Annotated in this window: 11 protein-coding genes and 1 pseudogene; 6 read left to right on the plus strand and 6 right to left on the minus strand. The window is 63.2% G+C overall.

The window, feature by feature from the left end; translation table 11 throughout:
- The first annotated feature begins 58 nt into the window (after positions 1 to 58).
- A complete protein-coding gene (locus ABIB73_RS18620; RefSeq protein ID WP_354226058.1) occupies positions 59 to 835 on the plus strand; it encodes a cyclase family protein in 777 nt (258 codons plus the stop codon).
- Positions 836 to 845: 10 nt separating this feature from the next.
- Here ABIB73_RS18620 and ABIB73_RS18625 read toward each other — a convergent pair whose 3' ends face one another.
- The 3 genes from ABIB73_RS18625 to ABIB73_RS18635 all read right to left on the minus strand — a co-directional run bounded on the left by ABIB73_RS18625 (position 846) and on the right by ABIB73_RS18635 (position 5,480).
- Positions 846 to 1,574, minus strand: coding sequence for a Crp/Fnr family transcriptional regulator (locus ABIB73_RS18625; RefSeq protein ID WP_354226060.1), 729 nt, complete (start codon positions 1,572 to 1,574; stop codon positions 846 to 848).
- A gap of 307 nt (positions 1,575 to 1,881) precedes the next feature.
- Positions 1,882 to 4,575, minus strand: a complete 2,694-nt coding sequence (locus ABIB73_RS18630; protein WP_354226062.1) for a bifunctional acetate--CoA ligase family protein/GNAT family N-acetyltransferase — start codon at positions 4,573 to 4,575, stop codon at positions 1,882 to 1,884.
- Positions 4,576 to 4,640: 65 nt separating this feature from the next.
- Positions 4,641 to 5,480, minus strand: a complete 840-nt coding sequence (locus ABIB73_RS18635; protein ID WP_354226064.1) for a universal stress protein — start codon at positions 5,478 to 5,480, stop codon at positions 4,641 to 4,643.
- A 191-nt stretch (positions 5,481 to 5,671) separates the two neighbouring features.
- On the opposite strand from ABIB73_RS18635, the gene ABIB73_RS18640 reads away from it, so the two are divergent.
- The 3 genes and pseudogenes from ABIB73_RS18640 to ABIB73_RS37615 all read left to right on the plus strand — a co-directional run.
- The gene (locus ABIB73_RS18640; RefSeq protein WP_354226066.1) at positions 5,672 to 7,195 is read left to right on the plus strand and encodes a bifunctional aminoglycoside phosphotransferase/ATP-binding protein; all 1,524 of its coding nucleotides are present in this window, start codon (positions 5,672 to 5,674) and stop codon (positions 7,193 to 7,195) included.
- A 25-nt stretch (positions 7,196 to 7,220) separates the two neighbouring features.
- A complete protein-coding gene (locus ABIB73_RS18645; RefSeq protein WP_354226068.1) occupies positions 7,221 to 8,195 on the plus strand; it encodes a CHAD domain-containing protein in 975 nt (324 codons plus the stop codon).
- Between the two features lie 59 nt (positions 8,196 to 8,254).
- Positions 8,255 to 8,341: pseudogene (locus ABIB73_RS37615) on the plus strand (CBS domain-containing protein); the annotation flags it as partial.
- Positions 8,342 to 8,354: 13 nt separating this feature from the next.
- Here ABIB73_RS37615 and ABIB73_RS18650 read toward each other — a convergent pair.
- From ABIB73_RS18650 to ABIB73_RS18660, 3 genes are all read right to left on the minus strand, one after another.
- The gene (locus tag ABIB73_RS18650) at positions 8,355 to 8,813 is read right to left on the minus strand and encodes a RidA family protein (protein WP_502918440.1); all 459 of its coding nucleotides are present in this window, start codon (positions 8,811 to 8,813) and stop codon (positions 8,355 to 8,357) included.
- Positions 8,814 to 8,834: 21 nt separating this feature from the next.
- Entirely contained in the window at positions 8,835 to 10,526 is a 1,692-nt protein-coding gene (locus ABIB73_RS18655; RefSeq protein WP_354226072.1) for a benzoate-CoA ligase family protein, read from the minus strand.
- A gap of 147 nt (positions 10,527 to 10,673) precedes the next feature.
- Positions 10,674 to 11,192 (minus strand): MarR family winged helix-turn-helix transcriptional regulator, encoded by a 519-nt coding sequence (locus ABIB73_RS18660; RefSeq protein ID WP_354226454.1) that lies wholly within the window; start codon positions 11,190 to 11,192, stop codon positions 10,674 to 10,676.
- A gap of 253 nt (positions 11,193 to 11,445) precedes the next feature.
- Between ABIB73_RS18660 and ABIB73_RS18665 the strand changes: the two genes are divergently transcribed.
- Together ABIB73_RS18665 and ABIB73_RS18670 are read left to right on the plus strand one after the other, a co-directional pair.
- On the plus strand, positions 11,446 to 12,621 hold the full coding sequence (locus ABIB73_RS18665; RefSeq protein ID WP_354226074.1) for an ABC transporter substrate-binding protein: 1,176 nt from the start codon (positions 11,446 to 11,448) through the stop codon (positions 12,619 to 12,621).
- Positions 12,622 to 12,651: 30 nt separating this feature from the next.
- A complete protein-coding gene (locus ABIB73_RS18670) occupies positions 12,652 to 13,107 on the plus strand; it encodes a cupin domain-containing protein (protein WP_007601580.1) in 456 nt (151 codons plus the stop codon).

The raw sequence follows: 13,107 nt of genomic DNA on the forward strand, positions 1-13,107 counted from the left end.
CAGCGCACCGCCCTCAAGATGCTCCTAAACATGCCGGAACATCTTGAGGGAAACGCCGATGCCGCGGAAGCTGATCGACATCTCCGTGCCGTTACAGAACGATGTGCCGGCCGATCCGCCCGGCAATCACCCGACGATCCAGTATGTCGACCATCAGCAGGGACTGCCGCGCATGCTGCAGTTCTTTGACGGCCTCAAGGCGCAGGATTTGCCGGACGCCCAGGGCTGGGCGATCGAGCAGGTTTCGCTGTCGACCCACAACGGCACGCATCTCGACGCACCCTGGCACTTTCATCCGACCATGAATCGCGGCGAACGCTCATGGACCATCGACGAGGTGCCGCTGGAATGGTGTCTTCAGCCCGGCGTCAAGCTGGACTTCCGGCATTTGCCGGATGGTTATGTAGCGACGGCCGACGACGTCGAGAAGGAGCTCGAGCGCATCGGCCACACGCTCTCTCCGCTGGAGATCGTCGTCGTCAACACCAGCGCCGGCGCAAAGTTCGGCCGGGCCGACTACGTCAATTCCGGCTGCGGCATGGGCTATGAAGCCACCATGTACCTGCTTGAACGCGGCGTGCGGCTAACCGGAACGGATGGCTGGAGCTGGGACGCGCCGTTCGTCTTCACCGCCAGGAAATATGCGGAGACAAGAGACGCCAGTCTGATCTGGGAAGGCCACAAGGCGGGACGGCACATCGGCTACTGCCATCTCGAGAAGCTGCACAATCTTGACAAGCTGCCCTCCACCGGATTCACGATCTCATGCTTCCCGGTGAAGATCGAGCGTGCATCCGCGGGCTGGACCCGCGCGGTTGCGATCATCGACAGCTAGGGCGGGACCGTCACCCGCCGTCGAGACCACTCTCGGCGAGCTCGCGCAGCGCATTGGTGTCGAGCACGACGATGGCGCCATGCTCGAGACGAACCCAGTTGCGTCCCGACCACGCGCGCAATTGCTTGTTGATGCTCTCGCGCGTCATCCCCACCATCTCGCTGATCTCCTGCTGGGTGATGGCGAGCGTGCCGCTGCCGGAGTCGAACTTGCGCTCCTCGGTGAGCCCGAGCAGCGCGCTTGCAAGCCGGCCTGGCAGGTTCTGCAGAATCACCTGCTCGACCTGCTGGCTGGTCCAGCGCAGGCGCGCGCAGAGCAGCTCGATGAATTTCATCGCCAGCGCCGGCTGGCTCTTCACGAACGGCAGGAAGTCGCGGCGGTCGATGATGTAGAGCTCGCAATTCGTGTTGGCGGTCGCATCCGCCGACCGCGGTGCACCATCAAGGACCGCGATCTCGCCAAAGATTTCTCCGGGACCGATCAAATTGAGAATGGCATTGCGGCCGTCGGGCGACGAAGAGGATATCTTCACTGTTCCTGAGATCACCGCGAACAGGTTGTTCCCGGGATCGCCCTTGGCAGCGATCGTCGCGCCACGCTTTACCGTCGTATGCTTGGCGTAACGGCAGAGCTGATCGAGCGCCTCCGGCTCCAGATCTGCGAAGATCGGGTGCTTGCGCAGGACGGACAGTTTGTTGCCCGACGATTGTCGGGGGTCGCCGGTCTTGTCCTGAGGCACGCCGGGACTCCTAAGACTGCGAGGCACTGGAGTTCCTGCGTAGTCAACGTTGCCCCGCATTTCAACCGGAAAGCACGTAAACAGTTTTAGGCAAGTTCCGCTAAAATGGCGCCCGTCGGGCCGGGGCGCCGCACCTGCAGGGTGCGCCAATGCGTTCAAGGCGATGCAGAGTTGCAAAAGTAAGCCTCTGGCGCAGGGCGACGAGCGGGCGGCGAAACGCCGTTCCGCCCGGCGCGCCAAAATGCGGCAGTGATCTCAGGAGCTTCGGCGCTTGGCAGCAGAGTCGAGCCGGCCTGCGCCGGTCCGCTCAGAGCTTCAGCCTGACGTCGCAGATGCTCGGCTCCATCGGATCCGGCTTCGCCTCGAAGCCGAGCTGACGGCACATCTCCAGCATCGTGCTGTTCTCCTTGAGCACATCGCCCGAGATGGCCTTCAGCCCCTCCGACTTCGCGTAGTCGATGATCAGTTGCATCAAGGCCCAACCGAGCCCCCTGCCTTTGAGGTCGGATCGCAGCAGGATGGCGTATTCGCCGGTCTCGTAGATCGAGTCCGAGTGGAGCCGCACCACGCCCACCATCTCGTTGGTGGCCCCATCGAACGCAATGAAGGCCATCGCGCGCGCATAGTCGAGCTGGGTCAGGCGCGCAATGAACTCGTGGGTAAACTCCTTCATCGGCGCGAAGAAGCGGAGGCGGAGGTCATGCGGCGTGACGTGGCGCAGGAATTCGTGGATGGTCGGCTCGTCCTCCGGGCGCAACGGCCGCACGAAGATGCGCCAGCCGTCCTTAAGCTCGAGGCGGCGCTCCCATTGCGACGGATAGGCGCGGACGGCGAAATTGGCGGGGCCTGAGCCTGTAAACTTCCGTTGCGACGGGCCCACTGCGACGCGGGCATCGACGGCCGTCACGCCGGTTTCGTCCGCGAGCAGAGGATTGATATCGAACTCGCGGATTTCCGGAATGTCGGCCGCCATCTGCGCCAGCTTGACCAGCACCAGAGCAACGGCATCCTGCTTGACGGCGGGCACATCCCGATAGGCCTGCAACAACCGCGAGACGCGGGTACGGTCGATCAGGTCGCGGGCGAGCTGCAAATCGAGCGGCGGCAGCGCCAGCGCCTTGTCGTTGATGATCTCCACCGCCGTTCCGCCGCGGCCGAACACGACGACGGTACCGAACGTCGGGTCGTCAGCAAGACCCAGAATCAACTCGCGTGCCTTTGCCTTGATGACCATGGCCTGCACGATGATGCCGGAAATACGGGCTTCGGGACGCAGCTTCTTCGCTCGCGCAAGAATGTCGGTCGCGGCCGTGCGGACGGCATCCGGCGTGGTGAGATTGAGAACAACGCCACCGACATCGGACTTGTGGACGATGTCGCGCGACATGATCTTCAGCACGACGGTGGCGCCTTGCGCGAACATTTCGTTCGCGTAGACCACTGCCTGCTCGAGATCGGCCGCCGCATAGGTCGGCACCACTGCGATGTCGTAGGCTTCAAGGAGATGCCTGATCTCGACGGGCTCGAGCCATTTGCGACCGTCGGCAACCGCGGTCGCGACGATTCGCTTGGCAGCCTGGGCATCAGGAACGAACGCATCGGGCATCGCCGGGGGCACCTGACTCAGCTCCTCGACCACCTCACGGTGCCGGACCAGATGCATGAAACCACGCACCGCGTCGTCTTCGGTCGGATAGTTCGGAACGCCCGCGGCGGATAGTGTTTCGATGATACTCTGGCCTGCCCCGATCCAGGACGCGAGCACAGGCTTCGCCCAACTGCGGTGCTTCTCGCGATACTTGCTGATGAGCTCGGTCACCGTCGCTGCGATGTCGGCAGCGGAGGCGATCGCAGTCTGTACATTGAGGACCAAAACCCCGTCATTGTCGGGATCTGCGAGCAGCACCTCCAGCGCCGCCGCGTAGCGCGATGCATCTGCGTCGCCGACAATGTCGACGGGATTTGCGCCAGACCAGGTCGGCGGCAGCGCCGCATCAAGATCCTTGCGCGCGTCCGCAGAGATGGACGCGGGAATTCCGCCAAGCTCCACCAACCGGTCGACGGCAAGGACACCGATGCCGCCGCCATTGGTCAGGATGGCGAGGCGCTTGCCCGCCGGCGATTCGACCCGACCGAGGGTCTCGGCGCAGTCGAACAGCTCGCGCAGATCGGAGACCCGGAGCACACCGGCGCGGCGGAACGCCGCCTCATACACCGCATCTGCGCCGGCCAAAGCGCCCGTATGCGTGGCGGCCGCCTTCGCGCCCTGCGCCATGCGGCCGGATTTCACCACGACGACGGGCTTCACCCGCGCCGCGGCGCGCGCAGCCGACATGAACTTCCGCGCGTCCTTGATGGCCTCGATATACAGCAGGATCGCGCGGGTCTTGTGGTCTAGCGCGAAGTAATCGAGCAGGTCGGCAATGTCGACGTCGATCTGATCGCCGATCGAGACGATGCCGGAGAAGCCGACGCCACGCTGCGCGGCCCAATCGACCATACCCGCTGCGATCGCGCCCGACTGCGAGATCAGGGCGAGGTTTCCGGCGCCCGGCATGTGCGCAGCGAAACCGGCGTTGAGACTGACACCGGGCATCATGATGCCGAGACAGTTCGGGCCGATCAACCGCATGCCATATTTCCGGGATGCGGCGATGGCGGCCTCGTGCAGCGATCCCGGTCCGTGACCGAGCCCGGCCGAGACGATCAGGGCGCCTGCCGAGCCGCCGCGGCCGGCCTCGTCGATGATCCCGGGAACCTCAGGCGCCGGTGCGGTGATGACGACGAGATCGGGCACGAATGGCAGCTTGTCCAGGCTGCTGACCGCAGCGACGCCACCGATCTCGGCATGGCGCGCATTCACCAGGCCGAACTGTCCCTTGAATCCCGCCTTGCGAATGTTTTCGAGAACAGCGCGCCCCACCGACACCTGACGGGGACTTGCCCCAACGAGCGCCACTGACCTCGGCGACAGCAGGTTCTTCAGGCGGTAGGTCGACATGATTGCAATCGTCCGATCGCGCGACGGGTCCGAAAATCGCGAAGCTAGCCCGCAGATGGGTTGAACTAATGCGACATCATGACCCAGCACGGTGGCTGGCCGATGACGGTTTTGGTGACACCGCCCCAGACGATCTCGTTCAGGCGCGAATGGTGGTAGGCGCCCATGACGATGGCGTCGATCTCATGCGAATGCGCCCAGCTCCCGAGCACCTTGCCGATCGAGCTGCCGCTGCCCTTCACTGTTTCAAAGGATGCGTAGACCCCATGTTCCCTCAGATGATCGACGAGGCTCGTTCCGGACTGCATGACCTCGTCAGTCTTGTCGTCCGTGGCGGTAACCACGCGCACCGCATTGGCGGCCTGGAGGATCGGCAGCGCGTCGCCGATCGCACGCGCAGCGCGGGCCGAGGGGGCCCAGGCAATCATGACGTTCTCGATTTCCGGCCGCAGCACCTCCACATGCTGCTCCGGACAGAGCAGCAGCGGCCGGCCGGATTCGAACAGGAACGTCTCGACGATGTTTTCCGTTTGGCTGTCATGCGGCTTTACGGGCATCAGCGTAAGGTCGTTGAAGCGCGCATGTTCGGCGAAGGTCGACGCAATCTGGTCTGCCGGCACCCTGCCCGATCGGCTCTGGGCGCGAATGCCGGTGCGGGAAGCCGCATTGGTGAATGCATTCAGGAGATGCTGCATGTCGCCCACCTCGCGCGCCGCCGGCGCCTCCGCGGAATCCGGATCGTCGGGAAAAACCACCTTCGGCCGCACGAATACATCTTGCTCAAGCGCAAGCGCGGTGATCCTGGCACCGAGGCCGGCGGCGACGGCCACGCATTTCTCGATCGCAGCAAGCGCGGGGGCACGCGGCTGGCCAACCAGCGGCAGAAAGACGTCCTTGAAGGGCATCGGGATTCTCCTTGCTGGCCAAAACAGGCCGCCTTTGGTCGTGACGCTTGATCCTCGTCAAGCCGGGGAACTCCGTCCCATCAACCGACGACAGGGCTTGACCGAAGTCAAGGACTGGTCGCCATCCCGGTCTAGGATTAACCTGGTTTGCGGCCGGACCGCTCGCCGCCCATCTGCACATGCCAGCAAGAATGACAGACGATTCTGCGACCCAGGAACGGATCTTTGCAGCGCTGACTGCGCATGCCGGCGTCAGGCGGATCGACACGCACGCGGCTTCCGTTTTCCTCGACGGAGCACGCGCGCTGAAGGTCAAGCGAGCCGTCCGGTTTCCCTTTCTCGACTATTCGACACTCGATATGCGCAAGGCAGCATGCGAGGAGGAGATCAGGATCAATCGGCCGCTGGCGCCACAGATCTATCATCGCGTCGTGGCAATCACGGAGGAGCCGGACGGATCGGTGAAGGTCGACGGGCGCGGTCGGCCGATCGAGTATGCGGTCGACATGTCCCGCTTCGACGAGAGCCAGACGCTGGATCATCTGGCGAAAGCTGGACCGTTTGCCGCGAACCTTGCGTCGGCCATCGCCGATGCGATCGCGGCCTCGCATGCGGTGGCGATACCCGTCAACCGCGAAGCATGGGTCTCCTCCATCCCCGCCCTGATCGATGGAAACAGCAATGGCCTGCGGAACGGCAGCCATTTCCCGGCAGCGGAGATCGAGCAGCTCGCCCAAGCCTCGCACGAGACATTTCTGTGCGTTCGCGTGCTGCTTGACGAGCGCGGCCGCCGGGGTCTCGTGCGCCGTTGCCACGGCGACTTACATCTTGCGAATATCGTGTTGATCGACCAGCAGCCCGTGCTGTTCGATGCCATCGAGTTCGACGCACGGATGGCGACTGTCGACGTGCTCTACGATCTCGCGTTCACACTGATGGATCTGTTGCGCCACGACCAGCCGATGGCGGCCAACATCGTCCTGAACCAGTATCTTGCCGTGACGCCGCTCGAAAATCTCGACGCACTCGGCGCACTACCATTGTTCATGTCCCTCCGGGCAGCGATCCGCGCCCAGGTGGCGCTGGCACGGCTGAAGCCGCCGCATTCCGACGATGCCGGCATTCTTGACGAGGCACGCAGCTATTTTGACCTTGCCCGGGCGCTGATCCGACCTCCCGCTCCCCGTCTGATCGCGGTGGGCGGACTGTCGGGCACCGGCAAGACGGTTTTGGCGCGCGCGCTCGCGCCGGCCGTGGCACCACAACCGGGGGCCGTCGTGTTGCGCAGCGACGCCATTCGCAAGCAGATGTCCGGGGTGAGGGACACGGACCGGTTGCCGCCATCCGCATACACGCCCGAGCTCGCGGAGCGGGTTTACCAGGCGTTGGCCCAACGTGCCCGACGCGTGCTAGCCCAAGGCCATTCGGCGATCGTGGACGGTGTATTTGCCCGCGATTTCGAACGAGACGCATTCGCCGCGCTGGCCCGGGAGTGCAACGTGCCTCTCGCCGGCCTCTTCCTGGTTGCGGACCTCGCGACGCGGCAGGCCCGAATCGGGGGCCGCCGCGGGGATGCATCCGACGCCACGCAAGAGGTTGCCGCGCTGCAAGAGCACTATAATATCGGCCATATCGGTTGGGCGACCATCGATGCATCCGGGACACAAGAGCAGACGCTCCAGAGCTGCCGGGACGCGATCGCCGAGGGCAGGTAAGGCAATCTGATTGGCGCGGACAAGGATGGCGCGACCCACCACGACCTCGACGGCGACCGCTCGCGCCAAGCCGGCGGCACGACGCAATACCCTGCCCGGCCGTCTCAGTCCCGGCATGGCCTGTGACACGGCCTTTCGGATCATCGCGCGCCGCCATCTCGACGCCGTCCTCGCCCAGCATGACGGCACTTGCCGCGGCGATCCGGACGCGCTGCATCAGATCCGGATCGCACTGACGCATCTGCGAACCGCTATCCGCTTCTTCTCGCCCATGGTCGACGACGGGTTGCGGCCGAAGGTGTGGGCCGAGCTGAAATGGCTGAACAGCCAGCTCGGCATGGTGCGGGATCTCGACGTGGCGATTGAACGCGTCGTCGCCGAAACCGGCGACGAGCTCGCCGTGATTGCCGAACTCCAGCACTGGGACGAGAAGCGCGCCGAGAGCCACCGCCTGCTGGCGCGCGCGCTGCAATCGGCGCGATATCGGCGTCTGATCGAGCAGACATCGGCCTGGATCGAGAGCGGCCCCTGGTCGACCAAGCGCAGCAAGGAGGCCATCAGGCTGCGCCGCTGCCCGCTCACCGACCACGCGACGGCGCAACTGATGGAATGGGAAAAGACGCTGCTCAGAAAGGCCCGGAAGCTCCGCAAGCTCGACGTCGAGAAACGGCACAAGCTGCGGATTCTCAACAAGCGGCTGACCTATTCGATCGAATCGCTGGAGGATCTGTTCGCCGACAAGTCGCTGACGAAGCAGAAGTCCATCCTCAAACAATTGCGCAAGGCGCAACGATCCCTCGGACAACTGAATGACGATGCACGGGGCCAGACTCTGGCAGCGTCGTTGAACGGAGCTGGCCCCGAGGCAGGCGTTCGTTTCCTCAACCGCAAGCGGCAGAAGAAACTGTTACGCACCGCCTCTGCGGCCTACCGGAAACTGGACAAGGCCAGGCCATTCCGCTCCTTCGACCTTGCGCCAAATTCGGAGCCTGAGGACTAGGTGTGGACGTCGCCAGGCGAGAAGCGGCTTCGCTCGCTTGACCTGAGGGCGTGAAGTAGGTGCACGACCATCTGTGCCGGGTCGACACCATGTCGGACGTCTATCTGAACTCGCCCGAGGACGACGACCTCGCCAAGGCGAGCTGAAGCAGAACGCGGCTCAGCGCGGAACGACGGCGGTGGCCTCGATTTCGACACGCGCCGCCCTCTCGACGAGGCGCACGACCTGAACCAGCGCCATCGCAGGATAGTACGCACCGAAGATCGTCCGGTAGATCTTGCCGAGCTCCTTCAGATTGGCCAAATATTCGTCCATGTCGACGACGTACCAGGTCAGGCGCACGAGATGCTCGGGCCGTGCACCCGCTTCGGCAAGAATCGCCGCAATATTGCTCAGCGTCTGGTGCACCTGCGCGACAAAGCCGTCCGCAAGACGTTCCTCGGCATCCCAGCCAATCACGCCGCCGGTGACGACGATGCGCCCCTCAGCAGCCATGCCGTTGGCATAGCCTTTCGGCGTCGGCCAGCCGGAAGGTTGGAGGACCTGCGCCACCGATCGAATGTCATTCTCGGCTGCGGTCGGCAGCACCGCAAGCTGCGGGCCCTTCGGCGTCGTCACGGACAATTCTCTATCCTCTTCTCATTCTGCTGCGACGCCCGAGGACGTCGCTGCGGCTTGCGCTAGCTGCCGCAAGGCAAAGCGCTTCAGCTTGCCGGTCTCGGTCTTCGGGAGTTGCGTCACAAACTCGATCGCGCGCGGATATTTGTAAGGCGCAATCTCACGTTTGACATGCTCCTGCAATTCGGATGCAAGCTGAGCATCAGGCGTCGCCCCAGGCGCGGCAATGACATAGGCCTTCACGATCATTCCGCGCGCTTCGTCGGGCGCGCCGACGACACCGCACTCGACGACAGCGGGATGTGTGAGCAGCGCCGCTTCAACGTCGGTGCCCGCGATATTGTAGCCGGCCGACACGATCATGTCGTCGGAGCGCGACTGGTACCAGAAATAGCCGTCGGCATCCATCAGATAGGTATCGCCGGTGACGTTCCACCCGTTCTGGACGTATTTGCGCTGGCGCTCATCGGCGAGATAGCGGCAACCGGTCGGCCCGCGCACCGCGAGGCGTCCCATCGTGCCTGGCGGCACGTCATTACCGGCGTCATCGACGATCTTCGCTTCATAGCCCGGCACGGGTTTGCCGGTCGCGCCGGGGCGGATCTCGTCTTCGGTCGCGCTGATGAAGATGTGCAGCATCTCGGTCGAGCCGATACCGTCCATCAGCTTGATGCCGGTCGCCTTGAGCCAGGCATCGAATGTCGGCTTGGGCAACGTCTCGCCGGCGGAGACGCACTTGCGGAGCGAGGAAATATCGCGGTCCGGGAGCTTTCCGATCATGGCGCGATACGCCGTCGGTGCCGTGAAGCAGACCGTGGTCTTGTACTGCTCGATCGCGCTCAGGATATCGTCAGGCGTCGTCTTCTCCAGAACCACGAAGGAGGCGCCGATATGCATCGGAAACAGTACGCCACCGAAGCCGAAGGTGAAGGCGAGCGGCGCGGAGCCGACGAAGCGGTCGTTCTGGTCCGCCCGCAAGATATTATGCGCGTAGCCGTCGCAGACCGCCAGCATATCGCGGTGGAAGTGCATGGTGCCCTTGGGATCGCCGGTCGTGCCAGACGTGAAGGCGATCAGGCAGATATCATCGGAGGCGGTGTCGACCGCCGTGAACTCGGGGCTCGCGTCCGCAATCAGCGCCTCGAGCGAATCCGCTGCGCCACTGCCCCAATAGACCACGTGCTTGAGACCGGGCGCCGCGGCTTTAGCCTTCTCCATCTCGTCAGAGAGTTTTCCATCGCAGAGCGCGAGCGTGATCTCCGCCTTCTGGATCGGATAGGACAGCTCCTTGGCGCGCAGCAACGGCATCGTCGCTACGCAAACGCCCCCGGCCTTGATCACCGCGAGATAGGTCGCGACCATCATCGGACTGTTGGCGGAACGCAGCAGCACGCGCCCGCCGGTCACGAGACCAAGCTTGCCGACCAGCACATTGGCGATACGGTTCACGAGCGCCTGCAGCTCGCGATAAGTGTAGCTGACCGCGGGACTGATGACACAAGGGGCATCACCGTGGCCCTGCTCGACCCAGCGGTCGACGAAATAACTGACGCAGTTCAATCGCGGCGGATAATGCAGCTCCGACCGCGTGAAGATGAATTCAGGCCAGAGCTCACGCGGCGGCAGATGCTGCCGCGCAAACGTGTCGACATGGGCCGTCGCAGCGTTGCCGTCATACGAGCCCGAGACTTGAACCTTGGCGGCGTTGGCCATCGCACGCTCCTTTGCGCATGGAAAGCACCCGGCAGCACTATCGGAGAATCATTTTAGGCTTAAAGTAATTTGGCGCAATAGCGGATTTTGGGCATCCTATGCTTTTTCCCGCGGCAAATGGGATTGGCGGGGCGTCAGCCCACGGACTTAAGTCCGGCGGCGCGCAGCCGATTTCTGCGCTGACGCCTTGGTCTTGGCGAGGAGCCGCATCAACTCGCGCACATCCTTCGGCGTCAGGTCGGCGAAGAGATCGGCGATCCAGGTCTCGTGTTCCGCGGCCATCCTGCGAAACTCGGCCCGCCCGAGTTTTGTGAGGCGGATCACCTGGACCCGGCGGTCCGTCTCCGAAGTGCGGCGATCAAGGTGGCCGGATTCCACAAGCCGCTCGACGAGGCCCGTGACGTTGCCGTTAGACACCATCATACGCTTGGAGACGTCAGACAGCGTCATGCCGTCAGACGCCTTGTCGAGCTGCGCCATCAGATCGAAACGGGGCAGTGTGACGTCAAACCGCTGGCGCAGCCGGCCGCGGACTTCGCCCTCGATCAGGGTCGTGCAGGTCAAGAGACGCAGCCACAGCCGAAGCTCTTCGGCATGGTCTTCCGGCGTTTCGACGGCCTTGGTCTCGGAATCGAGCATCTTGATGCAGTCACTCACGGCCGGCATTAGCGCCGGCACGGATTCCCTAACATTTTGAGCTTCAAATAAATTCGCGGCGGCCGCAAGCCCAAAGCTGCAACAATCGATCCCATGCGAATTTCTTTAAGCTTCAAGCAATTGGCGCGACGTTTGCATGAATGCCGCCTGCGCGATGGCACGACGCTTGCGGCCTTGCTTGCCGCGGCAGCCATCATCAGCATAAGCTTGGAATTGAGTACGCGGCCTGCGGCGCAAGCCCAATCGACACGGGGGACAAATCATGAAGACACAATTGACCTTGGCCGCAGCCGCCTTGCTGCTCGGTACCGCAGTGAACCCTGCCCTCGCCCAGGAGAAGATCAAGCTGGGTGTGATCGTAACCCTGTCAGGACCCGCCGCTGCGCTGGGCCAACAGGTTCGCGACGGCTTTGCGCTCGCGGTGAAGGATCTCGGCGGCAAAATGGGCGGCCGCGATGTCGAGGTCGTCGTGGTCGACGACGAGCTCAAACCGGATGCGGCCGTGACCAAGGTCAAGGGCCTGCTCGAACGCGACAAGGTCGATTTCGTGGTCGGACCGGTCTTCTCCAACATCCTCCAAGCCATCCACCGGCCGGTCACGGAATCGAAGACCTTTCTGATCAGCCCGAATGCCGGCCCGTCGACCTATGCCGGCAAGGACTGCAATCCATTTTTCTATGTGACGTCTTACCAGAACGATCAGGTCCACGAGATCCTCGGCAAAGTGGCGCAGGATCGCGGCTACAGGCGGATGTATCTGATCGTGCCGAACTATCAGGCCGGCAAGGATTCGGTGGCCGGCTTCAAGCTCGACTACAAGGGCGAGATTGTCGAAGAGTCCTACATGCCGCTGAACACCTTGGACTTCCAGCCGGAGCTTTCCAAGATTTCGTCGCAGAAGCCCGATGCGCTGTTCACGTTCATGCCGGGCGGCCTCGGCGTCAATCTCGTCAAACAGTACAAGCAGGCCGGCCTCGCCGACAGCATTCCGGTGCTCTCGGCCTTCACAGTGGATGAATCGACCCTGCCGGCGCAGCAGGACGCGGCCGTCGGCATGTTCGGCGGCGCCAACTGGGCGCCCAATCTCGACAATCCCCAGAACAAGAAGTTCGTCGCCGCCTATGAAGCCGCCTATAACGGCGTGCCCGGCACCTACGCATTCCAGGCCTATGACGCTGCAATGCTGATCGACAGCGCCGTCAAGGCTGTGAAGGGCGACCTCTCCAACAAGGACGCCGTCGCGGCTGCGCTCAAGAAGGCCGATTTCACCTCGCTGCGCGGCGCCTTCAAGTTCAACACCAACGGCTATCCGATCCAGGATTTTTATCTGACCAAGGTCGCCAAGCGTCCGGACGGAAAGTTCCAGACCGAGATCGTCCAGAAGGTCTTTGAGAACTACGGCGACCGCTATGCCAAGGATTGCAAGGCGGCGAACTAAGGCCGCGCATCGCGTTAAGGGAGAACTGCAATGAAAAGCGAAATCACCGGCATCACGCGGGCCAATGAGGGGATACAGGGCATTTCCTGGAACATCCTCGGCCAGACCTATGTGCCGAAGAGCAATACCGAGCACAGCTTCTCCTGGCACGCGACGCTACCGCCTGGCACGTTCGTGCCGCCGCATATCCACCCCGACCAGGATGAGTATCTCTACATGCTGGAAGGCAAGCTCGATTTCATGCTCGGCAATTCCGAGTCGCAGGCCACCGCAGGCGACCTGATCCGCCTCGGCATGGGCGTGCCGCATGGCATTTTCAACAAGTCGGAGCAGACCGCAAAGGTGCTGTTCTGGGTCTCGCCGACCCGCAAGCTGTTCGACCTGTTCTGGGGCCTTCACAACATGAAGGAACAGAAGCCGGAGGACGTGGTGGCGATGGCCGCCGAGTTTAACATCCACTTCCTGCCGCCGCCGCCCGGCGGCTAG

The organism is Bradyrhizobium sp. F1.4.3 (assembly GCF_040548375.1).
Lineage (GTDB): Bacteria > Pseudomonadota > Alphaproteobacteria > Rhizobiales > Xanthobacteraceae > Bradyrhizobium.

Coding starts and splice junctions, on each gene's coding strand:
- ABIB73_RS18665 (WP_354226074.1), top strand. CDS start 11,446: ATGAAGACACAATTGACCTTGGCCGCAGCCGCCTTGCTGCTCGGTACC.
- ABIB73_RS18645 (WP_354226068.1), top strand. CDS start 7,221: ATGGCGCGACCCACCACGACCTCGACGGCGACCGCTCGCGCCAAGCCG.
- ABIB73_RS18640 (WP_354226066.1), top strand. CDS start 5,672: ATGACAGACGATTCTGCGACCCAGGAACGGATCTTTGCAGCGCTGACT.
- ABIB73_RS18655 (WP_354226072.1), bottom strand. CDS start 10,526: ATGGCCAACGCCGCCAAGGTTCAAGTCTCGGGCTCGTATGACGGCAAC.
- ABIB73_RS18670 (WP_007601580.1), top strand. CDS start 12,652: ATGAAAAGCGAAATCACCGGCATCACGCGGGCCAATGAGGGGATACAG.
- ABIB73_RS18620 (WP_354226058.1), top strand. CDS start 59: ATGCCGCGGAAGCTGATCGACATCTCCGTGCCGTTACAGAACGATGTG.
- ABIB73_RS18635 (WP_354226064.1), bottom strand. CDS start 5,480: ATGCCCTTCAAGGACGTCTTTCTGCCGCTGGTTGGCCAGCCGCGTGCC.
- ABIB73_RS18630 (WP_354226062.1), bottom strand. CDS start 4,575: ATGTCGACCTACCGCCTGAAGAACCTGCTGTCGCCGAGGTCAGTGGCG.
- ABIB73_RS18660 (WP_354226454.1), bottom strand. CDS start 11,192: ATGCCGGCCGTGAGTGACTGCATCAAGATGCTCGATTCCGAGACCAAG.